This window comes from Streptomyces sp. NPDC047085, from assembly GCF_040643735.1.
Lineage (GTDB): Bacteria > Actinomycetota > Actinomycetes > Streptomycetales > Streptomycetaceae > Streptomyces.
Map to the genome: position 1 here is coordinate 293,368 of NZ_JBEYUW010000008.1, position 24,390 is coordinate 317,757.

Here is a 24,390-nt window from a genome sequence, read left to right on the forward strand (position 1 = left end):
AACGAGACGTGTCGTAGAACGATGACTCCGCCGACGTGCGGCAGTCTGCACGGACATGGACAAGAAGACGACTTCCCGTGACGGCACGTCTCTGGCTTACCAAGTGACCGGCCAGGGGCCGACGGTGATCCTGGTCTGCGGCGCCATGTCCACCGGCGGCACCGTGGCGCCCCTGGCGCAGCGGCTCGCGGACCGCTGCACGGCCGTCGTCTACGACCGCCGGGGGCGCGGCGCGAGCGGTGACACGCCGCCGTACGCGGTGGAGCGCGAGGTCGAGGATCTGGCGGCGCTGATCGACGCGGTGGGCGGCGACGCGGCGCTCTTCGGGGTGTCCTCGGGCGGCGCGCTGGTGCTGGAGGCGGCGGCGAGCGGGCTGCCGATCCGTCAGGTGGCCGTTTACGAGGTCCCGTTCGCCGACTTCCTGGAGGGCGGCGCCGCGCGCGAGGCCGCGTACAAGGAGAACCTGAACAAGGCGCTCGCGGAGGGCCGCCGCGGGGACGCCGTCGAGCTGTTCCTGCGGCTGGCGGGTCTCGGCGAGCAGACGATCCAGGCCGCCCGCGAGTCCCCGATGTGGGCCGGCATGGAGGCCGTCGCACCGAGTCTCGCGTACGACGACGCGGTCATGGGCGACGGCCTGCTGCCCCGGGAGCGGCTGGCCGCCATCACCGTGCCCGTGCTGAGCGTCGCGGGCGGGGCGAGCCCGGAGTGGATGCACCGGGCGGGCCAGGCGGTCGCGGAGGCGGCACCGCAGGGCATCTACCGCGTCCTGGAGGGGCAGACGCACATGGTCGAGCCCGACGTGCTCGGCCCCGTGCTCGTCGAGTTCCTCACCGGGTGACCCCGGCTCGGCCGGTCAGACCGCCGCGGCCGCCGCGCGCGTGGTGGACGCGATGGTGGCCGAGCCGACCACGCGCGTGCCGTCGTACAGCACGATCGCCTGGCCGGGGGCGACCCCGCGGACCGGCTCGGTGAAGGTGACGCGCAGTTCGCCGTCGACCGGTTCGGCGGTCACCTCGGTCTCGCCGCCGTGGGCGCGCAGCTGCGCGGTGTAGGTGCCGGGGCCGGTGGGGGCGGTGCCGCACCAGCGGGGCTTGATCGCGGTCAGCGCGGTGACGTCGAGGGAGGCGGCGGGGCCGACGGTCACCGTGTTGGTCACCGGGGAGATGTCGAGGACGTAGCGCGGCTTGCCGTCGGCGGCCGGGGTGCCGATCCGCAGGCCCTTGCGCTGGCCGATGGTGAAGCCGTAGGCGCCCTCGTGGGTGCCCACCTTGGCGCCGTCCTCGTCGACGATGTCGCCCTCGGCCTTGCCCAGCCGCTGGGCCAGGAAGCCCTGGGTGTCGCCGTCGGCGATGAAGCAGATGTCGTGCGAGTCGGGCTTCTTGGCGACGGCCAGGCCCCGGCGCTCGGCCTCCGCGCGGATCTCGTCCTTGGTGGTGACCGTGTCGCCGAGCGGGAACATGGCGTGGGCGAGCTGCTTCTCGTCCAGGACGCCGAGCACGTACGACTGGTCCTTGGCCATGTCGGAGGCGCGGTGCAGCTCGCGGGTGCCGTCCTCGCTCACGATCACCTTCGCGTAGTGACCGGTGCAGACCGCGTCGAAGCCGAGGGCCAGCGCCTTGTCGAGCAGCGCGGCGAACTTGATCTTCTCGTTGCAGCGCAGGCAGGGGTTCGGGGTGCGGCCGGCCTCGTACTCGGCGATGAAGTCCTCGACGACGTCCTCGCGGAACCGGTCGGCGAGGTCCCAGACGTAGAACGGGATGCCGATGACGTCGGCGGCGCGGCGGGCGTCGCGCGAGTCCTCGATGGTGCAACAGCCCCGTGCGCCGGTGCGGAAGGACTGCGGGTTCGCGGAGAGCGCGAGGTGGACGCCGGTCACGTCGTGCCCGGCTTCCGCGGCGCGCGCGGCGGCGACGGCGGAGTCGACGCCGCCGGACATGGCGGCGAGGACACGGAGGGGGCGCTGCGGGGTCTCAGTCATAGCCCTTCCAGAGTACGGGGCGGCGGGAACCGGAGCCGCCGGATATGCGTTGACGATCACGAAGGGCGGGCGCGGGGGGCGGGGTGGGGTGAGCATGAGCGACTCGGATCGGCGGCTGGGGCGGCGGGCGCTGCTCGTCGGCGGGGCCGCGGCCGCCGTGGGCACGGCGGCGCTGGCCCGGGAGGAGCTGTCCCATCTGTGGTGGCGGCTGCCCGGGGTGGAGAAGTCGCGGGTGGCGGGGGCGGTGGACTTCCGGGGCGCGCGCTGGGTGGCGGCGTCGCCCGCGAACTACCGGCGGGCGGACCGGCCGGACGACTATGCGGTGGACCGGATCGTCATCCATGTCACGCAGGGCGACTACGCGTCGGCGGTGAAGGTCTTCCAGGACCCGGCGCACCGGGCGGCGGCCCACTACATCGTGCGCAGGGACGGGCGGATCACCCAGCTGATCCGGGAGCTGGACGTGGCCTTCCACGCGGGCGACCGGGGGTACAACGAGCGCAGTGTCGGCATCGAGCACGAGGGGTTCGTGGAGGACGCCGACTCCTTCACGGACGCCATGTACACGGCCTCGGCGCGGCTGACGGCCGCGATCTGCGGGCGGTACGGCATACCCGCCGACCGGCGGCATGTCATCGGGCATGTGGAGGTCCCCGGCACGGACCACACGGACCCGGGGCCGCACTGGGACTGGGAGCGGTACATGGGGCTGGTGCGGCGGGCGCGGACGGTCAGCGAGAATCCGTCCAAAGAATCATGAATAGGGGGTTGTGTCCCATATGAGGTGTTCTATCCTAGTAATAGGCCTACGAGGCGAGTGAGGGAGTCCGAGCGGAGTAGCCGACTTCAGCGAGACGCGCAAGCATCCGCTGATGCCGACGTCGACGGTCGGACTGAGAGGTCAGAAGGTTGCAAGTACTGGACCTGATGACGACCCCTAGTCACCTGATCCGGGTCATACCGGCGAAGGGAACCCGTCTCGTAGGTCGCTTTCGTGCCCGCGCCAGGTCGTCGCGGCTCAGGTGAGCCCGGCCGCGCGGGCCCTTTCGACCGCGGGACCGATCACCTTGGCGACCGCTTCGACGTCCGCCTCCGTGGAGGTGTGGCCGAGGGAGAAGCGCAGGGTGCCGCGGGCCAGGTCCGGGTCGGTGCCGGTGGCGAGCAGCACGTGGCTGGGCTGGGCGACGCCCGCGGTGCAGGCGGAGCCCGTGGAGCATTCGATGCCCTGGGCGTCCAGCAGCAGGAGCAGGGAGTCGCCCTCGCAGCCGGGGAACGTGAAGTGGGCGTTGGCCGGGAGGCGGCCGCCGGGCGCCGGGTCGCCGCCGAGGATCACGTCCGGGACCGCCGTACGGACGGCGTCGATCAACTGGTCGCGCAGGGCGCCGATCTCGCGGGCGAACCACTCCTGCTGCTCGGCGGCGAGACGGCCGGCCACCGCGAACGAGGCGATGGCGGGGACGTCGAGGGTGCCCGAGCGGACATGGCGCTCCTGGCCGCCGCCGTGCAGGACGGGGACGGGGGTGTACTCGCGGCCGAGGATCAGGGCGCCGATGCCGTAGGGGCCGCCGATCTTGTGGCCCGAGACGGTCATCGCGGCGAGGCCGGAGGCGGCGAAGTCGACCGGGACCTGACCGAAGGCCTGGACGGCGTCCGCGTGCAGCGGCACGCCGAACTCGTTTGCGACGTCCGCGAGTTCACGGACCGGCATCACGGTGCCGATCTCGTTGTTGGCCCACATCACGGTGGCCAGGGCGACGTCGTCGGGGTTGCGGGCGATGGCCTCGCGCAGGGCGTCCGGGTGGACGCGGCCGTGGCTGTCGACGGGGAGGTACTCGACGGTGGCGCCCTCGTGTTCGCCCAGCCAGTGGACGGCGTCCAGGACGGCGTGGTGCTCGACGGGGCTGGCCAGGACGCGGGTACGGGACGGGTCGGCGTCGCGGCAGGACCAGTACAGGCCCTTGACCGCGAGGTTGTCGGCCTCGGTTCCGCCCGAGGTGAAGACGACCTCGCTGGGGCGGGCGCCGAGCGCTTCCGCGAGGGTTTCGCGGGACTCCTCGACCGTACGGCGGGCCCGGCGGCCGGAGGCGTGCAGGGAGGACGCGTTGCCGATGATGCTCAGCTGGGCGGTCAGTGCCTCTGCCGCCTCGGGGAGCATGGGGGTCGTGGCAGCGTGGTCGAGGTAAGCCATGGTAAGCCGATTCTACGGGCCTCTTTCGGCCGAACCTCGGCTGGGAGTGGCTCGGGTTGACCAGCTGCGGCGGTCGTGGTGACCGCGCCCCGTCGTCCTCGGGGCCCTGGCGGGGGTCAGGCCGGGGTCGGCCCGGTCAGAGGCTCCACGAGACCGTGTTGGAGAGCTGCATCGCGACGACCAGGACCACCAGGTCGGCCACGCCCAGGGCGAGGCCGAGGTAGGCGCGGGGGCGGCGGGTGGTGCCGCGCCAGAGGGCCACGGCGGCCAGGGCGATGGCGATGGGGCCGAGGAAGATGTTGAGGACGAGGAGGCCGAGAAGGCCGAGGATGAAGGACGCGACGGCCATGCCGTCGGCGTCGCGCGGGCGGGTGTCGGTGTGACCCGCGGCCGGTGCGGTGAGATGCATGGTGCTCAGCTCCTGGATGTCGTTCGGACGGTCAGTTGGCCGAGTTGTGGCGACGGCGGCCATGGCGCTCGCGGATCGCGAAGATGCCGAGCCAGGCGGCGATGACGACGGCGGCGACGGCGCTGACGGTCAGCGGCGCGTGGGCCACCGTGCCGAGCAGGACGCCCAGCAGCATGAGTGCGGCGACGAGGAACAGCATGGGTTCAGGTCCCCCCTCCGGGATGCCTCGTGACATTGCCTCGCGTGGAGGCTGCTTGTGAAGTTTGGGTGAACAGTTGTAGTAACAGTTGTTCACTGACTTCGAGTCTAGCGCCTCCCGCGGCTTTTAAATTCCAGAGAACAGTTGTTAACTGGATGACATGAGTCACACCCTCGGCATCCGGCAGGCCCAGAAGCAGAAGACCCGGCAGGCGTTCCTGGACGCGGCCCTCGCGCTGCTGGAGGAGCAGAGCCTGAGCAGCCTGGGACTGCGCGAGGTCACCCGGGCCGTCGGCGTCGCCCCGACCGCCTTCTACCGGCACTTCCGGTCCACCGCCGACCTCGGCGTGGCCCTGGTCGACGAGGCGCTGGGCAGCCTGCACCCGACGGTGCGGACGATCGTGGCGACGACGGAGGACAACGAGGAGCGCATCCGCCGTGCCGTCGAGCTGATCGCCCATCACGTGGACACCCATCCCGCCCACGTCCGCTTCATCGCCCGTGAGCGGCACGGCGGGGTCCAGCCGGTGCGCGAGGCGATCCAGGCCCAACTGGCCCGGTTCGCCGAGGAGGTGAAGGCCGAGCTGGCCAAGGACCCGGGGGCCGAGGGCTGGAACGACGAGGACCTGCTGATGCTCGCGCACCTCTACGTCGACCAGATGCTCATCACCGCCTCCCTGTTCCTGGAGGCGCTGGACGCCCCGCAGGACGAGCGGGACCGCGTCACCCTGCGCGCCACCCGGCAGCTGCGGCTCATCAGCATGGGCCGCCGGCACTGGCTGGACTGAACCGGCGGCTCAGCGCGACTCCCCCTTGAACCGACGGCTCAGCGCGGCTCCCCCTCGTACAGCGCCGAGACCGACCGCACCCCCCGCAGCAGTTCCGCCCGCGCCTCGGGCGGTTCGAGGATCTCCACGGTGTCGGAGAACGCGAGGAGTTGGCGCACCGCGCGCAGGACCGGGTAGGACAGCCGGGCGGTGACCCACTCGCTCTCGCCGTCGTCGTCGGGGAGTTCGGTGAGCTGGGCGGCGGCCATCCGCTGGAACATGTCGAGCCGCTCGCGCCGCACCCGGACGGTGACGTCGATCCCGTCCTCCGGCCGCTCCTCGACCTGGCGGCGCAACACCTCCCAGACGTCGGCGAGTTCGACACCGGCCCGGCGCCGCACCGGTTCGTCCAGCAGGCGTGCCGAGCGAACCCGGTCGGCGCGGAAGAGCCGGGGCCGGGCGCGCCGGTCGGCCACCAGGTACCAGACCCCGGCCTTGGCGACCAGGCCGTACGGGTCGACGGTGTACGTCCGCGGCTCCCGCTCGCCGCTGTGGCGGTAGCGCACCCGCAGCCGCCGGTCGAGGAACACCGCGTCCTGGAGCACCTCCAGGTCGACGGCCTGCCGCGGACCGCTCCTCCAGCGGGTGGCGTCGACCAGGATGCGGCGGCTGGTGACCTCGGCGGCGGGCCGGTGCGGGGCGGGCAGGGCGGCCATCACCTTGCGCAGGGCCGAGCCGAGCGCCGCGTCCAGGCCGAGCGCGGCGTGGGCGCCCTGGGCGGCGAGGATGAACAGCGCGCGGGACTCGTCGGCGGTGAGTCCGGTGACGTCGGTGCGGAATCCGGCGAGGAGTTCGATGCCGCCGTGCCGGCCGCGCTCGGCGTAGACCGGGACGCCGGAGGCGGACAGCGCCTCGATGTCCCGGTAGATGGTGCGGACCGACACCTCCAGCCGGCCGGCGAGTTCGTGCGCCGGGACGCGGCCCCGGGTCTGCAGGAGCAGCAGGATCGACAGCAGCCGGTCGGACTTCACGCGCCCAGGATTCCGTCCCGTCCGGGCCGCGCGCAAATGTTGACGGATTCTGTCAGGTTATCCACGCATCCTCTTCTCCGTACCGACCGACGGAGAGGGACACATCATGACCACCACCGGCTACACCGACCCCCGCCCCTTCTACATCCGCGCCACCGAACAGGCGGCCGCGCTCATCAAGACGGTGCGTCCCGAACAGCTCGACCGTCCGACGCCCTGTACGGAGTTCGACGTGCGGGGCCTGCTGAGCCACGTCGTCGGCGGCACCCGGCGCATCGCGGTGGTCGGCGAGGGCGGCGACGGGCTCGCGCTGGAGCCGGTCGCCGAGGGTGTCGCGGACGACGGCTGGCCGGCGGCCTACGACGAGGTACGCGTCCGGGTCCTGAAGGCCTGGGAGGCCGACGAGCGCATGACGACCGCGGTGCGGGTGCCGTGGGGCGAGGTGCCCGGCCACGCGGCGCTCTCGGGCTATGTGATGGAGATCGTGACGCACACCTGGGACCTCGCCGAGTCGCTCGGCCACCCGCTCGAACTCGACCCGGAACTCGCCGAGTTCGCGCTCGCCACCGCCCGCCGGGTGCTGCCCGACTCCCGCCCACGCGACGAGGAGACCCCGTTCGACGCCCGCCGGGAGGCGGCCGAAGGGGCCGGTGCCTACGAGCAGCTGGCCGCCTGGCTGGGACGGACACCGCTCGGCCGCGTCTGACGCGACCGGCGAACCGTCAGCCGAGCCTGACGCGGGCCAGTTGCCGGGACTGGGCGACCAGGCGGTCCTCGCTGTCCCAGACCTCGGCGTCCTCCTCCAGGAAGCCGCCGGCCAGGTTGCGGGTGGTGATCGACACCCGCAGCGGGCCGGGGGCCGGGCGGTGCCGGACGTGGACGGTGAGTTCGACCGTCGGGACCCAGCCCTTCAGCCCGATCTCGAAGGCGGTGGGCGGCAGGGCGTCCACCGCGAGCAGCAGCGACAGCGGGTCGGCGTCGCGGCCGTCGGCGAGCCCGAACCAGGCACGCATCTCGCCCTTGCCGGAGGGCGCGCCGAGCGCCCAACCGAGGGTCGCCGGGTCCAGCTTGATCATCAGCCGGTCGGCGATGGCCGAGCTGCCGTCGACCGGCGCGGGGCCGTCCTGGGGGCCGAAGCACTGATCCATCGGCGGGATCGCGGGCGGGGTGGCCGTCGTACGGACGTCGTCCGGGAGGTCGGCGAGGTCGCCGTAGGAGGCGAGGACGCGGATGCGCTCGACCTCGTTGCCCTCGTCGTCGTACTGGAGCAGCGAGGCCTGGCCGGTGGAGAGGGTGCGGCCGGTGCGGACGGTCTGCGTACGGACGACCGCGGGGCCCGGCTGGGAGGCGGTCAGGTAGTGCGCGGAGATGGTGAAGGGGTCCGGGTGCGGCAGGGTGTCACCGAGGGCCCGGCCGAGGACGGCCAGCAGATAGCCGCCGTTGACGGCGTTGATGATGGTCCAGCCGGCCGAGAGGTCGATGTCGTAGACGCCGGGCTCGCGCCGGGTGACCGCGGTGTCGCGGTCGAACTCGCTGTCGCCGATCACGGCCCGCGACGGGGCAGGTGCGGAAGCTGCTTCTGGCATGCCTGAACGGTACAACAACAAATTACTAAGCGGTAGCTTTGGGCCTGGCCGGAGCGGGTCGGCCCGTTGACCGGATCACACGCCCGAGTGAGGTTCCGGCAATTTCTCGGTAAGTGTCCGGACACGTCCACAACCTGGAGCTCTCGATCGCCCTCTATGGGGACATGAGCCTCACCGGGACTCCATTTCTCTACACGACGATCGTGCTGTCCGTCGTCGCCGTCATCCTGCCACTCGTGCTCTGGTCACGGCTGCGGGGGCCGAAGCCCCTGCGCGCCGCGGCCCGGGTGCTGATGCTGCTGTTCGCCCAGGGCACGGCCGTCACCCTCGTCTTCGTACTGGTCAACAACCAGAACAACCTGTACGACAACTGGGCCGACCTGCTCGGCACCGGCGACCACGTCCAGCAGGCCGCCGACCTCGGCAAGGACGGCACGGGCGGGATAGCGGTGAAGAAGCTCCCCAAGGTCAGACAGGCCTTCAAGCCCGCCGACGGGCCGGGGATGCGGGCGGCCGGCGGGGTGCGCGTCACCCAGCTCAAGGGCCGGGTGTCGGGGGTGAACGCCGAGGTCTACGTCTGGCTGCCGCCGCAGTACGACGAGCCGGCCTACCGGCACCGGAAGTTCCCGGTGGTGGAGCTGCTGCCGGGCTATCCCGGCTCGGCGAAGGCCTGGTTCGGCTCGCTGAAGGCGCACGAGCAACTGCTGCCGCTGATGCGGAGCGGCCGGGTGGCGCCCTTCATCCTGGTCGCCCCGCGCACCAACCTGCTGGCCGGCGTGGACACCGGCTGCGCCAACATCCCCGGCCAGGTCAACGCCGACAGCTGGCTCAGCCTCGACGTGCCGAAGATGGTCACGGACAACTTCCGCGCCGAGCCGGCGCCGCGGGGCTGGGCCGTCGCCGGGTACTCGGCCGGCGCGCACTGCGCGCTCAAGCTGGCCGTCGCTCACCCGGACCGCTACCGGGCCGCGGTGAGCATGTCCGGCTACAACGACCCGATCGGCGAGCGCAACTCCCTGGCCGCGCAGAGCCCCGCCCTGCGCGCCGCCAACAATCCCTATCTGCTGCTCAAGAAGCGGACCGTGCCGCCCCGGATCGCGCTGTACGTCTCCGGCGAGTCCGGCGACGGCTACCAGGCGGGTGTGGCGCTGGAGTCCGTCGCGAAGGCGCCGACGACCGTGCGCGTGGTGTTCCTGCCGCGCAGCGCGGGCGGTCACACCATGGCGCTGTGGCGGCCGCAGGTGCCCGCGGTGTTCCGCTGGCTGACCCTGCAGATGGGCCAGAGCCGGGCCAGGGGCACGGACGGCTCCCTCCCGGGAGGCACCGGCTCTACTCCTCTCGCACGGTCGACCGCCGGTTCCACGCACGCGGCGCTCGCCAGTGGAACCTCATCGCCAGCAGGCGCAGCACGAAGGCGGTGACGACGGCGAGTCCGCTGGTGAACGGGGTCAGGGCGTCGTAGTGGATGCACAGCACGACCATGGTGGCGCCGACGATCGCCGGGACCGCGTACAGGTCGCGGTCCCAGCGCAGCAGCGAGGGAACCTCGTTGGCGAGCACGTCCCTGAGCACGCCCCCGCCGACCGCGGTGGCGAGGCCGAGGGTCGCGGACGCGGTCAGGTTGAGGCCGTAGGAGTACGCCTTCGTCGTGCCGGTGACCGAGAACAGGCCGAGGCCGGCCGCGTCGAAGACGAGCACCGCCGACTGGATGCGCTCCACGTGCGGATGCAGGAAGAAGACCACGAGCGCGGCGAGCATCGGGGTGAGGAAGTAACCGAGGTCCGTGAAGGCGGCCGGGGGGACGGCCCCGATGATCACATCGCGGAACAGTCCTCCGCCCAGTGCGGTGACCTCGGCGAGGACGGCGATGCCGAACACGTCGAAGTTCTTCCGGACGGCCAGCAGCGCGCCGGAGATCGCGAACACGAAGATGCCGATGACATCGAGCGTGTGCTGGACGGAGGGACTGAAGAGTTGCTGCAGCTGCACCCTGACATTCTCACCTGTCAGGAGGCGTGAACCTTACAAAGCCAGGCCAGCCGGGTCTGCCGGGCTTACAGAGTCGGCTTGCCGGTCGTGAACAGCCAGGTGTCGAAGAGATCGTCCAACTGCTGTCCGCTGATCCGCTCGGCGAAGCGGACGAAGTCGTCCGTGTCCGCGTTGCCGTACCGGTGGAGCCGGGTCCAGGCGGGCAGCAGCCTGAAGAACGCCTCGTCGCCGATCCGCTCCCTGAGCATCTGGAGGGTCATCGCGCCGCGCTGGTAGACGGCGGAGGCGAACATCGTGTCGCGCTGCGGGTCGGCCACCTCGATCTGCCAGAAGGCCGACGAGGCCGGGCGGGCGTCGTAGGCGGCGAGGAAGGAGTCGTGGGCCGAGCGGGTGCCCTGGTGCTCCGCCCACAGCCACTGGGCGTAGGTGGCGAAGCCCTCGTTGAGCCAGATGTCCTTCCACCGCGCCACGCTCACCGAGTCGCCGAACCACTGGTGGGCCAGCTCGTGCACGATGGTCGACTCGCTGCGCACGGCCGAGTAGGCGGGCTTGCTCTGCACCTCCAGCGAGAAGCCGGCCTGGGGCATGTCGTCGACGATCGCGCCGGTCTCCTCGAACGGGTAGGGCCCGAAGACCTGCGACCAGTAGTCGGTGGCGGCGGCGGTGACGGCGTACACGTCGACGTTGTTGCTGTTCTTCAGCACCGGGTCGATGGCGACGTAGATCGGGGTGCCGGCCGGGGTGCGGCCGGTGCGCACGTCGAACGTCCCGATGGTGGCGGTGGCGAGGTAGGTGGCCATGGGCCGGCTCTCGCGCCAGTGCGTGTACGTCGAGCCGCCCTTGTCGTACGTCGACACGAGCCGGCCGTTGGAGACGCCGGTCAGGCCCTTCGGCGCCTTGATCCGGATGTCGTAGGTGGCCTTGTCGGCGGGGTGGTCGCTCGACGGGAACCAGGTGGAGGCGGCGTTGGGCTCGCAGGCGACGAAGACTCCGTCGGTCGTCTTCATCCAGCCGTAGTCGGAGCCGAAGACGATGGGGCCGTTGAGGGGCTGGGGTATGCCGCCGTAGGTGACGGAGACGGTGAAGTCCCGGCCGCCCGGGAGGGTGCCGCGCGGGGTGACGCGCAGTTCGTCGCCGTCGCGCGTGAAGCCGGCCCGTCTGCCGTTCACCTCGACGCGGGTGACCTCCAGTTTCTGCAGGTCCAGGTCGAAGGAGGAGAGGTTCTGGGTGGCGCGGGCGGTGAGCGTCGTACGGCCGTCGAGGCGGCCGGTGCCGGGGTCGTAGGCGACGTCGAGGTCGTAGTGGCGGGCGTCGAAGCCGCCGTTGCCGAGCCGCGGGAAGTAGGTGTCGCCGATGCCGTCCGCGCCGGGGGTGGGGGCGGCGGAGGCGGCGATGACGAAGAAAGCAGCCGCCGCGGTCGCGACGGCTGCTAAGCGTGCCGAACGGGAGAGATTCATGAGTCGTCCCTTCGAGCGTGTGCCGAATCATTCGGACACGGACGACTCTGAACTCTCCCGCTCAGGCATGTACATGACTTTGCCCAGTCGTCATGTGCTACTTGTCGGTTGACTCCTGGGACTTGGGGGCCGGAGCCTCGGATTCCGCGGCCTCGGCCGACGCCTCCTCAGCCTCGGCCTCGGCCGACGCCTCCTCAGCCTCGGGCTCAGCCGGTGCCTCCTCGGCCTCCGCCTCGGCCGACGCCTCCTGAGCCGACGCCTCGTCAGCCGCATCCTCGGCCGCCTCGGCCGGCTCCGCCGACGCCTCGTGAGCCGAGCCCTCCAGGACCGCCTCACCGACCAGCTCGGAGGCCTCCTTCGCCGCCGTCAGCAGGACCGTGTCCTGCGGAGCCTGGTCGGCGAAGTTCTCCGGGTGGTGGCAGGCGACCCGCTGACCGGGCTTCAGCTCCACCAGCTGCGGCTCGGTCGTCTTGCAGATCTGCGTCGCCTTCCAGCACCGGGTGTGGAAACGGCAGCCGGAGGGCGGCGCGATCGGCGACGGGACGTCACCGCGCAGCAGGATGCGCTCGCTCTTGGTGCCCCGCCGCTTCGGGTCCGGGATCGGCACGGCCGACATCAGCGCCTTGGTGTACGGGTGCATCGGCGCCTCGTACAGCGAGTTGCGGTCGGCCAGCTCGACGATCTTGCCGAGGTACATCACCGCGATCCGGTCCGAGACGTGCCGGACGACGGACAGGTCGTGCGCGATGATCACGTACGTCAGGCCCAGCTCCTCCTGGAGGTCGTCCATGAGGTTGACGACCTGGGCCTGGATCGACACGTCCAGCGCGGACACCGGCTCGTCGGCGACGACCAGCTTCGGCTTCAGGGCGAGCGCGCGGGCGATGCCGATGCGCTGGCGCTGACCGCCGGAGAACTCGTGCGGATAGCGGTTGTAGTGCTCGGGGTTGAGGCCGACCAGCTCCAGGAGCCGCTGGACCTCCTTCTTCACCCCGCCCTCGGGCTCGACGCCCTGGAGCCGGAAGGGCGCCGAGACGATCGAGCCGATGGTGTGCCGGGGGTTCAGGGAGCCGTACGGGTCCTGGAAGATCATCTGCATGTCGCGGCGCATCGGGCGCATCTGCCCGGTGCTCAGCCGCGTGATGTCCCGGCCCTCGAACTCGATCGTGCCGCCGGTCGGGTCCTGGAGGCGGGTGATGACCCGGCCCATGGTCGACTTGCCGCAGCCCGACTCGCCGACGACGCCCAGGGTTTCGCCCTTGCGCACCTCGAAGTCGATGCCGTCGACCGCCTTCACGGCGCCGACCTGGCGCTGCAGGAGGCCCTTCTTGATCGGGAAGTGCTTCGTCAGGCCCTTGACCCGGAGCAGCACCTCCCGGTCGGCGGAGCCGCCCTCGGGAGCCGACGCCTGCTGCGGGACCGCGGCCTTGCCGGCGGCGTCCTCGACGGTGTCTGTCTTCTTCGTCTCACTCACAGCTTCGGCGCAATCTCTTCGGTCCAGATCCGCGTACGGTCCTCGGCCGAGAGGTGGCAGGCGGACCAGTGGCCGCCCTCCGCCAGCTCCAGCTCGGGGCGCACCGTGCGGGTGACGTTCCCCTTGGGGAGGTCCGCGTACGGGCAGCGCGGGTGGAAGGCACAGCCCGAGGGGACGTTGATGAGGCTCGGCGGTTGGCCCTTGACCGGGGTGAGCCGGTCGGCGGTGTCGCGGTCGATGCGCGGCATCGAGCCGAGCAGGCCCCAGGTGTACGGGTGCTGCGGCTTCTCGAAGATCTCCCCGACCGGTCCGCGCTCCACGCACCGGCCGCCGTACATCACCAGGACGTCGTCGGCGATCTCGGCGACCACGCCGAGGTCGTGCGTGATCATGATGACCGCGGAGCCGAACTCCTTCTGCAGGTCCCGGATCAGGTCGAGGATCTGCGCCTGGACGGTCACGTCGAGGGCGGTGGTCGGCTCGTCCGCGATGAGCAGTTCGGGGTTGTTGACCAGCGCCATCGCGATCATGGCGCGCTGGCGCATACCGCCGGAGAACTCGTGCGGGTAGCCGTCGATGCGCTTGGCGGGCTCGGGGATGCCGACCCGGTCGAGCATCTCGATGGCACGCGTGCGGGCCACCTTCTTGCTGACCTTGTGGTGGACCCGGTAGGCCTCGATGATCTGGTCCCCGACCTTGTAGTAGGGGTGCATCGCGGACAGCGGGTCCTGGAAGATCATCGCCATCTTGCGGCCGCGCAGCCGGCGGACCTCGTCCGGGTCGGCGCCGATCAGCTCCTGCCCGTCCAGCCACACCTCGCCGGAGACCTTGGCGTTCACCGCGCGGTGCAGGCCCATGACGCCGAGGGACGTCACGGACTTGCCGGAGCCCGACTCGCCCACGATGCCGAGCGTCTGACCGCGCCGGACGTCGAAGCTGACGCCGTCCACGGACTTGACCAGACCGTCGTCGGTGTTGAAGTGGATGCGCAGATCGCGAACGGAGAGGAACGCGTCTTGGGCGTCGGAAGGGGCGGCGACGTCCGTGGCCGGTTCGCCCAGTGCCGCCTTTTCGAGCTTGCTCACGAGTACCTCACGCGGGGGTCGATGGCTGCGTACACCAGGTCGACGACGAGATTTGCGAAGACGATGAAGAACGCCGCTACCAGGGTCACGGCCATCACGATGGGCAGGTCGTTGTCCTTGATGGCCTGGATCGAGTACGCACCGATCCCCTGGAGCGAGAAGACCGTCTCGGTGAGCACCGCGGTACCGATGAGGGTGCCGAAGTCGATGCCGAAGATGGTCACGATCGGGGTGAGGGTGGCGCGCAGGCCGTGCTTGGTGACGACCGTGCGCTCCTTGAGGCCCTTGGCCCGGGCCGTCCGGATGTAGTCCTCGCTCATCGTCTCGAGCATGCCCGCCCGGGTGAGCCGGGCGTAGGTCGCGGAGAAGAGGAACGCGAGGCTGATCCAGGGCAGCAGCAGGTGCCAGGCCCACTCACCCGGGTTCTCGGTGAAGGGCACGTAGTCGGTGCTGTCCCAGATGGGCCACTGGTAGATGAACAGCGCGTTGATGACCTGGCCGGTGAAGAAGATCGGGAGCGAGACGCCGGCGAGCGCGATGAACATCGAGATGCGGTCGACGGGCTTGCCCTTGCGCAGCGCCGAGATGACGCCGGTGGTGACACCGAAGATCAGCCAGATCACGGCCGCGCCGACGGCCAGCGAGAAGGAGACCGGGATGCGCTGCGTGAGCTGCGGCCACACCTCGATGTGACTCTTGAAGGAGTACCCGAAGCAGGGGGCGCTGCAGTGCGTGGCGTCCGGACCGAACTTGTAGTCGGCGCCTACGAACAGGCCCTTGATGTAGTCCCAGTACTGGATGTAGATGGGCTGGTCGAAGCCCAGGTTCTTCTTGATCGCGGCGATGGACTCGGGGTTGGCGTCCTTGCCGACGTACTGGGTGGCCAGCTGGGTGGCCGTCTGGCCGCCCAGGCGGGGGACCAGGAAGAAGATTGCGAAGGTGACTGCGCTGACCACCAGCAGCAGCACCACGGCGCCGAAGACGCGTCGGATGATGTACGCAGCCACAGCTGTGCGGCTCCGGGGGGCCGGGACGGAGTGTGTCCGTCCCGGCCGCCCGGCGCCTTCACCTGCCTTTCAGGGGTATCCGGCCTGCTGTTACTTCGAGGAGCCCAGCAGCGTGTAGTCGTACATGCCGAGGTACGCCTGCGTGACCGTGACGTTGGTCGCGGACGTAGGCCTGATCAGCAGGTTCTTGCGGTAGATCAGCGGGACGACCGAGGCGTTGTCCATGACCATCTTGTCGATGTCGCCCCAGGCCTTGGTACGGGCCGCGGAGTCGGTGTTGGCGATGGCGTCGGACAGAGCCTTGTTGATCTTCGGGTCGTTCAGCTCCATCAGGTTGTTGCCGCCCGAGGGCTTGATGGCCGAACCGTCGATGATCTGGTCGAGGAAGCCGTAGCCGGTCGGCCAGTCGGCGCCCCACGCCATCATCATCATGCCGAGCTTGTGCTGGTGGACGTAGCTCGGGACACCGGCGAAGTTGGAGAAGTACTTGCCGGAGGGGAACTGCTTGATGTCGACCTTGATGCCGGCGGCCTTCAGCGAGTTCTGGATGGCCGTGGCGGCCGCGACCTCGGCGGGGCGGTCGGCGCGGGCGGTCAGCGTGGTGGAGAAGCCGCTCGGCTTGCCGCACTGCTTCAGCTCGTCCTTGGCCTTGGCCACGTCACCCTTGTGACCCGCCGTGGCGTAGGTGTCGAACTTGGTGTAGCCGTTGACCGACGGCGGCAGCAGCGTGGTGGCCACGTCGCCCTTCGGCGCGCCACCCATGGCGTCGATGACCGACTGCTTGTCGAGGGCCCACTGGACGGCCTTGCGGCAGTGGACGTTGTCGAACGGGGCGACGTGCAGGTTCAGGGCCATGTAGCCCGTGGCGCCCGCGTAGGAGTTGTCCGTCTGCTTGGCGTACTTGCCGTTCAGGATCTTCGGCTGGGTCTGCGGCTGCACGCCGGCGCCGGTGATGTCAGCCGTGATCTTGTCGGCGAGCAGGTCGTTGTCGACCGTGACCGGGTTGACCTTGAACTTGACGTTGATCTTGTCCGGCAGCGCCTTGCGGATCGGGTCCGACTTCGGGTCCCAGTTCGGGTTACGGACGAGGGAGGCGCTGGCGCCCTCCTCGTACGAGGCGAACTTGTAGGGGCCGGAGGACACGATGTGCTGGACGTACTTCGCGCCGTCGTCCTTCGCCTGCGGCACGGGGGCCGTCTGGGAGAAGGTCGCCAGGTAGTCGAAGTCGGCGAAAGGCTTGGCCAGGTGGAAGACGATCGTCTGGTCGTCCGGGGTCTCGATGGAGTCGAGGCCCTTCTTGTCCTTGTAGGGGCCCTTGTACTTCTCGCCGCCCTTCAGGTACGCCTTGAAGTACGTCGGGCCGTTGGACAGGGCCTCGGGCGCGAAGTTGGAGCGCTCGATCGCGTACTTGACGTCCTTGGACGTGATCGGCGTGCCGTCCTCGAACTTCAGGCCGGAACGCAGGTGGTACGTCCAGGTCTTGGCGTCCGGGCTGGCCTTGCCGAGGGAGTCGGCGAGGTCCGGGACGACCGTGAGGCCGTCCTTGCCGGCGGCCGGCTTGAACGTGACCAGCGTACGGGCGTACAGACGCGAGAAGTTCTGCACGAAGCCGTAGTACGTGTTGCCCGGGTCCAGGGAGTCGGGAACGTCGGAGTCCTCGAGGTTGACCGTCCCCCCCTTCTTGCTCGACGCGTTGACGATGGAGTCCAGCGCCGCGTCCTTCGCGGCGCTACCGCCACCGCTGCCGTTGTTCTTGCTGTCGTTACCGCCGCCGCACGCGGCAGCGCCGAGCGAGACCGCCAGGACCGTGGCCACGGCCGCGGTAACCCTTCTCGTCTTCACGTGAGGAATGCCCCCTCGATCGATGTGGATCACTTGCTGCGAGGGTCGAGCGCGTCACGCAGCCCGTCACCCAGCAGGTTGAATGCCAGGACGGTGATGAAGATCGCCAGTCCGGGCACGAACATGAACTGCGGATCCGCTGTGTAGAGATCCACGGCGTTGCTGAGCATTCCGCCCCAAGAGGCCTGCGGCGGTGCGATACCGACTCCGAGGAAGCTCAGCGCGGCCTCGAAGAGGATGTTCGTCGGGATGATCAGCGTCGAGTAGACGAGGATCGGCGCGACGAGGTTGGGGAGCAGTTCGCGGAACAGGATGTACGGGCCGCGGGCGCCCAGGCTGGTGGCGGCCTCCACGAACTCGCGCCGCGCGAGGCTCATCGTCTGGGCGCGCACGATACGGCCGATGTACGGCCAGCTGAAGAAGCCGATCACGAAGATCAGTACGCCGATCCGTAGCGGCAGCCCGTTGAATCCGAAGAAACCGTCCTGCACCGAGGCCGAGATGGCGATGGCGAACAGCAGCAGCGGGAACGCCAGGAAGGTGTCCATCAGCCGGCTGATGGCGCTGTCGACCCAGCCGCCGTAGTAGCCGGCGACGACGCCGAGCACGGTGCCGATGACCACGGACAGCAGGGTGGCGCCGCCGGCGACCAGCAGCGAGACCCAGGAGCCCTCGATGATGCGGGCGAGCATGTCACGGCCGTACTGCGGCTCCACGCCCAGCGGGTGGTCCCAGCTCATCCCGCCCCAGCTGCCCTTGGGGGCCAGCAGGGCCGGGTCGATGAGGTTCTGGTGGAACTCGTTGGGGTCCAGCCCGAAAGCCCACTCGATCGGCTTGGCGAGCACCGCCATCAGCACGAGCAGGATGACGACGACGCCACCCGCAACGGCCAGCTTGTCCCGCTTGAACCGGGTCCAGGCGATCTGTGAGAGCGAACGCCCTTCGATCTGGGATTTCTTGACCCCGGCGAGCACAGCCTCGGGCGGGGTCTCGGCCTCTGCCCCGGTGGTCTCGATCGGTGCGGTCACTGGTAACCCGACCCCTCTAGCCGGTTGTTGCCCGGCCCGCGTCTGCCGCGAAGGTTTGCGGCTTTGTCGACTTGCACAAGAGCACGAGGTGAGCACCTCGTGTGTCTTGAGTGGGGAGTCTTCAGCGTGGCTGCGATCACCCGCCAGAGTCCAAGGCGAAAGTATGCGTAACCGTGATACGGCGATGGGGGTTCCGTTATCCGAACGGCCGGAACCGACCCCCGGACGCGCCGGTCACACCCGGTGACCACCCGCCCGTCGCCCTCAACCCCGCGCACACACGCCCAGGTCGGGACACCCCCTCACATGTGACGGACATCACGATGGACGGGGACGGGCGGGGAAGGCCTCGTCGGGCCCGCGGTGCGCGGCTCAGTAGGCGCCGTGCACGGGCGGATAGCCGTAACCGGCGGCCGGGGCCCCTTCCTGGGGCTGGGGGCCGGCCGCATGGGCGTCACGGTCGTAGAACGGGCGGGAGTTGGCGCGCATCCACATCACGACCGGGTCGTAGTCGTCACTCATCGCGACCGTGGAGACCGGCAGGCCCTCAGGTACGGCGCCGACGGACTGCTGCATCATCGCCCGCACCGAGTCGACCGCCGCCGGGGAGGTGTCGTACACGTCCAGGCCGAGGACGAGGTACGGCGCCCCGAGCGCGGGCTGCACCCAGGCGCGGCGCAGGGAGCGCAGCGCGGGGGTGCGGTGGGCGTTCTGGGCGAGCAGGGCGTAGAACTGCGGGATGTCGATGCCGGGTTCGGACACGCGCAGAGGCCCGGCCGGCTGGCGGTCCAGACCGGTGGCGATGCGGCGCAGGTCCAGCCAGGGGATGCCGACACCGCCGCCCGGGGCGTGCGGGTTGAGCCAGAGGCCGTAGTGGTCGGGATAGAGGGTGCGGGCCACGTCGAGGCCGTCGACCACCTCGTAGGAACGGTTCCAGCCGCTCGCCGAGAGCTCCTGCGCGGAGGTCACGCACGGGGCGTAGCTGAAGCCGCCGACCTCCATGTTCCCGTACTGGGCGTCCGGGGAGCCGGCCTGGCCGTGCCACAGGAGCATCCAGATCTGACCGGAGGAGGGGGTGGCGAGGGCGCGCAGCAGTGCTTCGTAGGCGTCGTAGCGGCCGGGGGTGACCTGGCGCAGCATGTGCTCGACGCTGCCGCTGTGGCTCGCGCTCACCTGTCGTGCCCTTCTCTTTTCAGTGCCCCTCGTTTGGGGACAGCTTAAGCGCCTGGGCGCTCCGCTGGACGTGCCGCGAAATGCCGTCGGTCGTCTGCGGCTTCATCGTGGGTTGTCGCGCCCACGCGGCGGAGCCGCATATCGGGCACAGCCCCGCGCCCCTGGGCCGGCTGCCCCTGGGGTCGGCCTCTAGTGGCCGTACTCGTAGAAGGGTCGGACGTTCGTCCTGAGCCATTCGGCCACCGGGTCGTCCGTCACGTCCAGGAGGACCAGGTTGACCGGCCACTGGACGGGGACGGTGCCGAGGGCGCGGCCCAGGGCTTCCAGGGGGAGGGCCCGGATGTCGCCCTCGTACTGGGTGAGCTCGACGCCGACGAACATCACGGGGTCGTCCGTCTCGATGGCGGCCAGGCAGCGACGGGCGGTGAGGACCACGCCGGTCGCGGCGAACTCGGCGGAGGCGGCGGAGAGGAAGTCGACCGGGTCGTCCTGCCAGTCGGGCTCGAAGAGCCGGACCCGGCCGCCGGTGGCGGGGCCGTCCAGCGGGGTGCGGCCCGCGCGGCAGAGTTCGGCGACCGCCTCGGGCGGCAGGGGGAGGCCGACCACGCCGTCCGGGTTGACCGCCATGCCCACCTGCGGGGGCAGACCGCGGGCGAACTCGACGGCGGGGGCGACGGTGAACGACATGTGGGGGCCGGCCACGTGGCGCAGCTGCTCCTCGGAGCTGAAGACCGGCACGTACGCCTGGCCGTCGAGGTCCAGGGTGGGCAGGTCCAGCGTGCCACTGTCCGGGCCGCCGCCATTGGGCAGCGGGACCCAGACGAAGCTGCGGCCGAGGACCTCGACGATCCGACCGCCCGCGGAGGGGATGCCCAGGGAGGCCGACAGCACCTCCTCCAGCTCGTTGCCGGGCCAACCGCCGTGCGGGTGGGGATGCGCCTGTGCCGGGAAGTCCGCGGGAACGTCCGCCGGGAAGTCCATGTGCCTACCGCCTGCTGGGAACCATGCTGTGGGGCCAAAGGCTATCCGGTGGCGGTGGCAACCCCTCAGCCCGTGAACACGATCCGCTGCAGGGCGTCCGCCGCCGCGCGGTCCAGCAGCACCGCGGAGCCGCAGCCGGCGGGCAGCTCGCCCCGCTGCACCCCGCGCAGCAGCCGGGCGGTCGTGCGGCGGTGACGGCCGAAGGCGTACCGGGAGACGCCCCGGCCGCGCTCGCGCTGGCCCTCCCGGGCGGTGGCGGGGGTGACGTCGAGGAGGAGCAGGTGCAGGGTGCCGCCGCGGCGGCGGGCCTCGCGGGCCATCCAGGAGCGCACCCAGGCCTGGGTGCCGCAGTCGTGCACGACCACTCCCTCCCCGGTGGCGAGGGCGCGGCGCAGCCCGGCGTAGTGGGCGAGGCGGACCAGGGGGCGGTAGAGCGCGTAGGGGAGGAAGCGGGGCGCACGGGCGTCCCAGCGCTCGCGGGTGTCCTGGGAGTCGACGCGCCGGCCGGGGACCGCGCGGCGCATCAGGGTGGACTTCCCGCTGCCGGGCAGGCCGGTGATCACCACCAGGTCCTGCGGGCCGAAGCACAGGGCGCGGGGGCCCTGGCCGGCGCGGTCGCGCAGGTCGCGGACGACCGGGGCCGGACGGTCGGCGCGGCGCGCGCGGGCGCCGGTGCGGGCGGGGGCGGAGGGCTGCTGCGGCACCGCGATGCCGGTGGTGGTGGCGTACGCCGTGGTCCTGTTCACCGTGATCGTCCTCCCCTGGGGGCCTCGGGGGATCCCTTGCCCTTTGAATGTAAAGAGAAGGTAATGCGCGCTGTCCAGTGGTTGGGTGCGCGTACTGCCACAGCTCGGTTACAGATGCGGCCCTGACGGGTGGGGGCGCGGCGTGCAATGATGTGCCCGCCAACTGCATACCGGCCGCTTGAATCCGCGCGGGAGAGTTCCCAGCAGCCTTCGCTGGGACGCCGAAGGAGCAAGTCCCTCCCTTGAATCTCTCAGGCCCCGTTACCGCGCGGGCGAGGCACATCTGAAAAGCGGGCCGCTGTGTCAGTGGCTCCACCCAAGGTGCAAGCCGTGACCTGCGACTTTTTCCAAGTCGGTGGTCATGGCGAACCTCTCAGGTTCCGATGACAGATGGGGAGGAAAGACCTCGCCCGTCATTGCCTTGGGAGACGACCGTCCGATGAGCAGTACCGAACCCACTGAGCTGCGTCACACCGCGCTGGACGCGCTGCATCGCTCGCTCGGAGCGACGATGACCGACTTCGCCGGCTGGGACATGCCGCTGCGCTACGGCTCCGAGCGCGACGAGCACCTCGCCGTGCGCACCAAGGCCGGGCTCTTCGACCTCTCGCACATGGGTGAGATCACGGTCACCGGCCCGCAGGCCGCCGCCTTCCTGAACTTCGCCCTCGTCGGCAACATCGCCTCCGTCGGCGTCGGCCGCGCCCGCTACACCATGATCTGCCAGGCCGACGGCGGCATCCTGGACGACCTGATCGTCTACCGGCTGGCCGAGACCGAGTACATGGTCGTCGCCAACGCCTCCAACGCCCAGGTCGTCCTCGACGCGCTGACCGAGCGCGCCGAGGGCTTCGACGCCGAGGTGCGTGACGACCGTGACGCGTACGCGCTGATCGCGGTCCAGGGCCCCGAGTCCCCTGGCATCCTGAAGTCCCTCACGGACGCCGACCTGGACGGCCTGAAGTACTACGCGGGCCTGCCCGGCACCGTCGCCGGTGTCCCGGCGCTGATCGCCCGCACCGGCTACACCGGCGAGGACGGCTTCGAGCTGTTCGTGAAGCCCGAGCACGCCGTGGAGCTGTGGCAGGCGCTGACCAAGGCCGGCGAGGGCGTCGGCCTGGTGCCGTGCGGCCTGTCCTGCCGGGACACCCTGCGCCTGGAGGCGGGCATGCCGCTGTACGGGCACGAGCTGACCACCTCGCTGACCCCGTTCGACGCCGGGCTCGGCCGCGTGGTGAAGTTCGAGAAGGAGGGCGACTTCGTCGGCCGCGAGGCGCTCACCGAGGCCGCCGCCCGGGCCGAGCAGAACCCGCCGCGCGTCCTGGTCGGCCTGATCGCCGAGGGCCGCCGGGTGCCGCGCGCCGGGTACTCCGTCGTCGCGGGCGGCGAGGTGATCGGCGAGGTCACCTCCGGCGCCCCCTCCCCCACCCTGGGCAAGCCGATCGCCATGGCCTACGTCGACGCCGCGCACGCGGCGCCGGGCACCGAGGGCGTCGGTGTGGACATCCGGGGCAGCCATGAGCCGTACGAGGTCGTGGCGCTGCCCTTCTACAAGCGTCAGAAGTAGACACTTCTACAGGCGTCAGAAGTAGACACTGATCACAGCGCCGGCAGGCCGGGGCGGCCCGGTCCGTGACGATCACGTGACCCTGCCCACATATCGCCTGCTCACCAGCAGTTTCAGCACTCCCCCGTCGATCAGCACTTTCCCGCGTACAGGAGAATTCAGGCCATGAGCAACCCGCAGCAGCTGCGCTACAGCAAGGAGCACGAGTGGCTGTCGGCCGCCGACGAGAACGGCGTCGCGACGGTCGGCATCACCGAGTTCGCGGCCAACGCGCTCGGTGACGTCGTCTACGCCCAGCTCCCCGAGGTCGGTGACACGGTGACCGCGGGCGAGACCTGCGGCGAGCTGGAGTCGACCAAGTCCGTCTCCGACCTGTACTCGCCGGTCACCGGCGAGGTCGTCGAGGCCAACCAGGACGTCGTCGACGACCCGGCGCTGGTGAACTCCGCCCCCTTCGAGGGCGGCTGGCTGTTCAAGGTGCGTGTCGCGGAGGAGCCGAAGGACCTGCTCTCCGCCGACGAGTACACCGCCGAGATCGCCGGCTGAGGAGTCGTAGCCGTATGACTGTCCTGAACACCCCCCTGCACGAGCTGGACCCGGAGGTCGCCGCCGCGGTCGACGCCGAGCTGGTCCGCCAGCAGTCGACGCTGGAGATGATCGCCTCCGAGAACTTCGCGCCGCTCGCGGTGATGGAGGCCCAGGGTTCGGTCCTGACCAACAAGTACGCCGAGGGCTACCCGGGCCGCCGCTACTACGGCGGCTGCGAGCACGTCGACGTCGCCGAGCAGATCGCCATCGACCGGATCAAGGAGCTGTTCGGCGCCGAGTACGCCAACGTGCAGCCCCACTCCGGCGCCTCCGCCAACCAGGCGGCGCTGTTCGCGCTGGCCCAGCCCGGGGACACCATCCTCGGCCTGGACCTGGCGCACGGCGGCCACCTGACCCACGGGATGCGGCTGAACTTCTCCGGCAAGCAGTTCAACGTGGTCGCCTACCACGTGGACTCCGAGACCGGCCTGGTCGACATGGCCGAGGTCGAGCGCCTCGCCAAGGAGCACCGCCCCAAGGTGATCATCGCGGGCTGGTCGGCGTACCCGCGGCAGCTGGACTTCGCCGAGTTCCGCCGGATCGCCGACGAGGTCGAGGCGTACCTGTGGGTCGACATGGCGCACTTCGCCGGCCTGGTCGCCGCCGGTCTCCACCCGAACCCGGTCGAGCACGCGGACGTGGTCACCTCCACGACCCACAAGACCCTCGGCGGCCCGCGCGGCGGCATCATCCTCGCCAAGAAGGACTTCGCGAAGAAGCTGAACTCGTCCGTGTTCCCGGGCTTCCAGGGCGGCCCCCTGGAGCACGTGATCGCGGCGAAGGCGGTCTCCTTCAAGGTCGCGGCGAGCGAGGACTTCAAGGAGCGCCAGCGCCGCACGGTCGAGGGCGCGCGGATCCTCGCCGAGCGCCTGACGGCGGCCGACGCCCGTGAGGCCGGGGTGAACGTCCTGTCCGGCGGGACGGACGTCCACCTGATCCTGGTCGACCTGCGCGCGTCCGAGCTGGACGGCCAGCAGGCCGAGGACCGCCTCCACGAGGTCGGCATCACCGTCAACCGCAACGCGGTCCCGAACGACCCGCGCCCGCCGATGGTGACCTCCGGCCTGCGGATCGGCACCCCGGCCCTCGCGACCCGCGGCTTCACGGCCGAGGACTTCGCCGAGGTCGCGGACGTGATCGCCGAGGCGCTGAAGCCCTCGTACGACGCGGAAGGCCTGAAGGCCCGGGTCAAGGCCCTGGCCGACAAGCACCCGCTGTACCCGGGCCTGAACAAGTAAGTCGGGCCTGAACAAGTAAGTCCCGGCACGACCCGTTTCACCCGGCACCGCGCACACT

24 protein-coding genes and 2 riboswitches are annotated in these 24,390 nt (G+C 70.5%); of the genes, 8 read left to right on the forward strand and 16 right to left on the reverse strand.

Annotated elements, in window-relative coordinates; translation table 11 throughout:
• The first annotated feature begins 55 nt into the window (after nucleotides 1-55).
• Nucleotides 56-838, forward strand: coding sequence for an alpha/beta hydrolase (locus ABZ865_RS26740; protein ID WP_361235268.1), 783 nt, complete (start codon nucleotides 56-58; stop codon nucleotides 836-838).
• A 15-nt stretch (nucleotides 839-853) separates the two neighbouring features.
• Here the strand turns inward: ABZ865_RS26740 and mnmA are convergent, their stop codons facing one another.
• Nucleotides 854-1,978: a tRNA 2-thiouridine(34) synthase MnmA gene (gene mnmA, locus ABZ865_RS26745; protein WP_361235271.1), complete on the reverse strand. Its 1,125-nt coding sequence runs from the start codon at nucleotides 1,976-1,978 to the stop codon at nucleotides 854-856.
• Between the two features lie 94 nt (nucleotides 1,979-2,072).
• Between mnmA and ABZ865_RS26750 the strand changes: the two genes are divergently transcribed.
• The gene (locus ABZ865_RS26750; protein WP_361235274.1) at nucleotides 2,073-2,738 is read left to right on the forward strand and encodes an N-acetylmuramoyl-L-alanine amidase; all 666 of its coding nucleotides are present in this window, start codon (nucleotides 2,073-2,075) and stop codon (nucleotides 2,736-2,738) included.
• 49 nt (nucleotides 2,739-2,787) lie between these two features.
• A riboswitch (TPP riboswitch) is annotated at nucleotides 2,788-2,967 on the forward strand.
• A 29-nt stretch (nucleotides 2,968-2,996) separates the two neighbouring features.
• Here the strand turns inward: ABZ865_RS26750 and ABZ865_RS26755 are convergent.
• From ABZ865_RS26755 to ABZ865_RS26765, 3 genes are all read right to left on the reverse strand, one after another.
• A complete protein-coding gene (locus ABZ865_RS26755) occupies nucleotides 2,997-4,166 on the reverse strand; it encodes a cysteine desulfurase family protein (RefSeq protein WP_361235277.1) in 1,170 nt (389 codons plus the stop codon).
• A 136-nt stretch (nucleotides 4,167-4,302) separates the two neighbouring features.
• Complete coding sequence (locus ABZ865_RS26760) at nucleotides 4,303-4,575, reverse strand: DUF4190 domain-containing protein (RefSeq protein ID WP_361235280.1); 273 nt, start codon at nucleotides 4,573-4,575, stop codon at nucleotides 4,303-4,305.
• Between the two features lie 31 nt (nucleotides 4,576-4,606).
• Complete coding sequence (locus tag ABZ865_RS26765; protein ID WP_361235283.1) at nucleotides 4,607-4,774, reverse strand: hypothetical protein; 168 nt, start codon at nucleotides 4,772-4,774, stop codon at nucleotides 4,607-4,609.
• A gap of 160 nt (nucleotides 4,775-4,934) precedes the next feature.
• On the opposite strand from ABZ865_RS26765, the gene ABZ865_RS26770 reads away from it, so the two are divergent.
• A complete protein-coding gene (locus ABZ865_RS26770) occupies nucleotides 4,935-5,561 on the forward strand; it encodes a TetR family transcriptional regulator (RefSeq protein WP_361235286.1) in 627 nt (208 codons plus the stop codon).
• A gap of 38 nt (nucleotides 5,562-5,599) precedes the next feature.
• On the opposite strand, the gene ABZ865_RS26775 is transcribed toward ABZ865_RS26770, so the two are convergent.
• On the reverse strand, nucleotides 5,600-6,571 hold the full coding sequence (locus ABZ865_RS26775; RefSeq protein WP_361235289.1) for a YafY family protein: 972 nt from the start codon (nucleotides 6,569-6,571) through the stop codon (nucleotides 5,600-5,602).
• A 106-nt stretch (nucleotides 6,572-6,677) separates the two neighbouring features.
• Here ABZ865_RS26775 and ABZ865_RS26780 point away from each other — a divergent pair, with 106 nt between their 5' ends.
• Nucleotides 6,678-7,277, forward strand: a complete 600-nt coding sequence (locus ABZ865_RS26780; protein WP_361235292.1) for a TIGR03086 family metal-binding protein — start codon at nucleotides 6,678-6,680, stop codon at nucleotides 7,275-7,277.
• A gap of 16 nt (nucleotides 7,278-7,293) precedes the next feature.
• Here ABZ865_RS26780 and ABZ865_RS26785 read toward each other — a convergent pair whose 3' ends face one another.
• On the reverse strand, nucleotides 7,294-8,157 hold the full coding sequence (locus tag ABZ865_RS26785) for a thioesterase family protein (protein ID WP_361235295.1): 864 nt from the start codon (nucleotides 8,155-8,157) through the stop codon (nucleotides 7,294-7,296).
• 164 nt (nucleotides 8,158-8,321) lie between these two features.
• Between ABZ865_RS26785 and ABZ865_RS26790 the strand changes: the two genes are divergently transcribed.
• Nucleotides 8,322-9,578, forward strand: a complete 1,257-nt coding sequence (locus tag ABZ865_RS26790; protein ID WP_361235463.1) for an alpha/beta hydrolase-fold protein — start codon at nucleotides 8,322-8,324, stop codon at nucleotides 9,576-9,578.
• On the opposite strand, the gene ABZ865_RS26795 is transcribed toward ABZ865_RS26790, so the two are convergent.
• The 10 genes from ABZ865_RS26795 to ABZ865_RS26840 all read right to left on the reverse strand — a co-directional run bounded on the left by ABZ865_RS26795 (nucleotide 9,487) and on the right by ABZ865_RS26840 (nucleotide 20,945).
• Nucleotides 9,487-10,146 carry a trimeric intracellular cation channel family protein gene (locus ABZ865_RS26795; protein ID WP_361235298.1) on the reverse strand — a complete coding sequence of 220 codons (660 nt, stop codon included), beginning with the start codon at nucleotides 10,144-10,146 and terminating at the stop codon, nucleotides 9,487-9,489. The two genes, ABZ865_RS26790 and ABZ865_RS26795, sit on opposite strands and share 92 nt — an antisense overlap.
• 65 nt (nucleotides 10,147-10,211) lie before the next feature.
• The gene (locus ABZ865_RS26800) at nucleotides 10,212-11,603 is read right to left on the reverse strand and encodes a M1 family metallopeptidase (RefSeq protein ID WP_361235302.1); all 1,392 of its coding nucleotides are present in this window, start codon (nucleotides 11,601-11,603) and stop codon (nucleotides 10,212-10,214) included.
• A 97-nt stretch (nucleotides 11,604-11,700) separates the two neighbouring features.
• Nucleotides 11,701-13,077 (reverse strand): dipeptide ABC transporter ATP-binding protein, encoded by a 1,377-nt coding sequence (locus ABZ865_RS26805; RefSeq protein WP_361235305.1) that lies wholly within the window; start codon nucleotides 13,075-13,077, stop codon nucleotides 11,701-11,703.
• Nucleotides 13,074-14,162 carry an ABC transporter ATP-binding protein gene (locus ABZ865_RS26810; RefSeq protein WP_361235308.1) on the reverse strand — a complete coding sequence of 363 codons (1,089 nt, stop codon included), beginning with the start codon at nucleotides 14,160-14,162 and terminating at the stop codon, nucleotides 13,074-13,076. The genes ABZ865_RS26805 and ABZ865_RS26810 overlap by 4 nt, the downstream gene beginning before the upstream one ends.
• On the reverse strand, nucleotides 14,159-15,169 hold the full coding sequence (locus tag ABZ865_RS26815) for an ABC transporter permease (RefSeq protein ID WP_361235311.1): 1,011 nt from the start codon (nucleotides 15,167-15,169) through the stop codon (nucleotides 14,159-14,161). Before ABZ865_RS26815 ends, ABZ865_RS26810 begins: the two co-directional genes overlap by 4 nt.
• Before the next feature lie 90 nt (nucleotides 15,170-15,259).
• Nucleotides 15,260-17,011 carry an ABC transporter substrate-binding protein gene (locus ABZ865_RS26820; protein ID WP_361235313.1) on the reverse strand — a complete coding sequence of 584 codons (1,752 nt, stop codon included), beginning with the start codon at nucleotides 17,009-17,011 and terminating at the stop codon, nucleotides 15,260-15,262.
• Between the two features lie 29 nt (nucleotides 17,012-17,040).
• Entirely contained in the window at nucleotides 17,041-18,039 is a 999-nt protein-coding gene (locus ABZ865_RS26825) for an ABC transporter permease (RefSeq protein WP_361235315.1), read from the reverse strand.
• Nucleotides 18,040-18,411: 372 nt separating this feature from the next.
• On the reverse strand, nucleotides 18,412-19,212 hold the full coding sequence (locus tag ABZ865_RS26830) for an enhanced serine sensitivity protein SseB C-terminal domain-containing protein (RefSeq protein ID WP_361235318.1): 801 nt from the start codon (nucleotides 19,210-19,212) through the stop codon (nucleotides 18,412-18,414).
• Nucleotides 19,213-19,401: 189 nt separating this feature from the next.
• Nucleotides 19,402-20,193, reverse strand: coding sequence for an enhanced serine sensitivity protein SseB (locus tag ABZ865_RS26835; protein WP_361235321.1), 792 nt, complete (start codon nucleotides 20,191-20,193; stop codon nucleotides 19,402-19,404).
• 65 nt (nucleotides 20,194-20,258) lie between these two features.
• Nucleotides 20,259-20,945 carry an AAA family ATPase gene (locus ABZ865_RS26840; protein ID WP_361235466.1) on the reverse strand — a complete coding sequence of 229 codons (687 nt, stop codon included), beginning with the start codon at nucleotides 20,943-20,945 and terminating at the stop codon, nucleotides 20,259-20,261.
• Nucleotides 20,946-21,118: 173 nt separating this feature from the next.
• A riboswitch (glycine riboswitch) is annotated at nucleotides 21,119-21,216 on the forward strand.
• 162 nt (nucleotides 21,217-21,378) lie between these two features.
• On the opposite strand from ABZ865_RS26840, the gene gcvT reads away from it, so the two are divergent.
• The 3 genes from gcvT (at nucleotide 21,379) to glyA (ending at nucleotide 24,332) form a co-directional block, all read left to right on the forward strand.
• The gene (gene gcvT / locus ABZ865_RS26845) at nucleotides 21,379-22,506 is read left to right on the forward strand and encodes a glycine cleavage system aminomethyltransferase GcvT (protein ID WP_361235323.1); all 1,128 of its coding nucleotides are present in this window, start codon (nucleotides 21,379-21,381) and stop codon (nucleotides 22,504-22,506) included.
• 165 nt (nucleotides 22,507-22,671) lie between these two features.
• Nucleotides 22,672-23,052 (forward strand): glycine cleavage system protein GcvH, encoded by a 381-nt coding sequence (gene gcvH / locus ABZ865_RS26850; protein WP_361235326.1) that lies wholly within the window; start codon nucleotides 22,672-22,674, stop codon nucleotides 23,050-23,052.
• A gap of 14 nt (nucleotides 23,053-23,066) precedes the next feature.
• On the forward strand, nucleotides 23,067-24,332 hold the full coding sequence (glyA, locus tag ABZ865_RS26855; RefSeq protein WP_361235329.1) for a serine hydroxymethyltransferase: 1,266 nt from the start codon (nucleotides 23,067-23,069) through the stop codon (nucleotides 24,330-24,332).
• The last annotated feature ends 58 nt before the right edge of the window (nucleotides 24,333-24,390 follow it).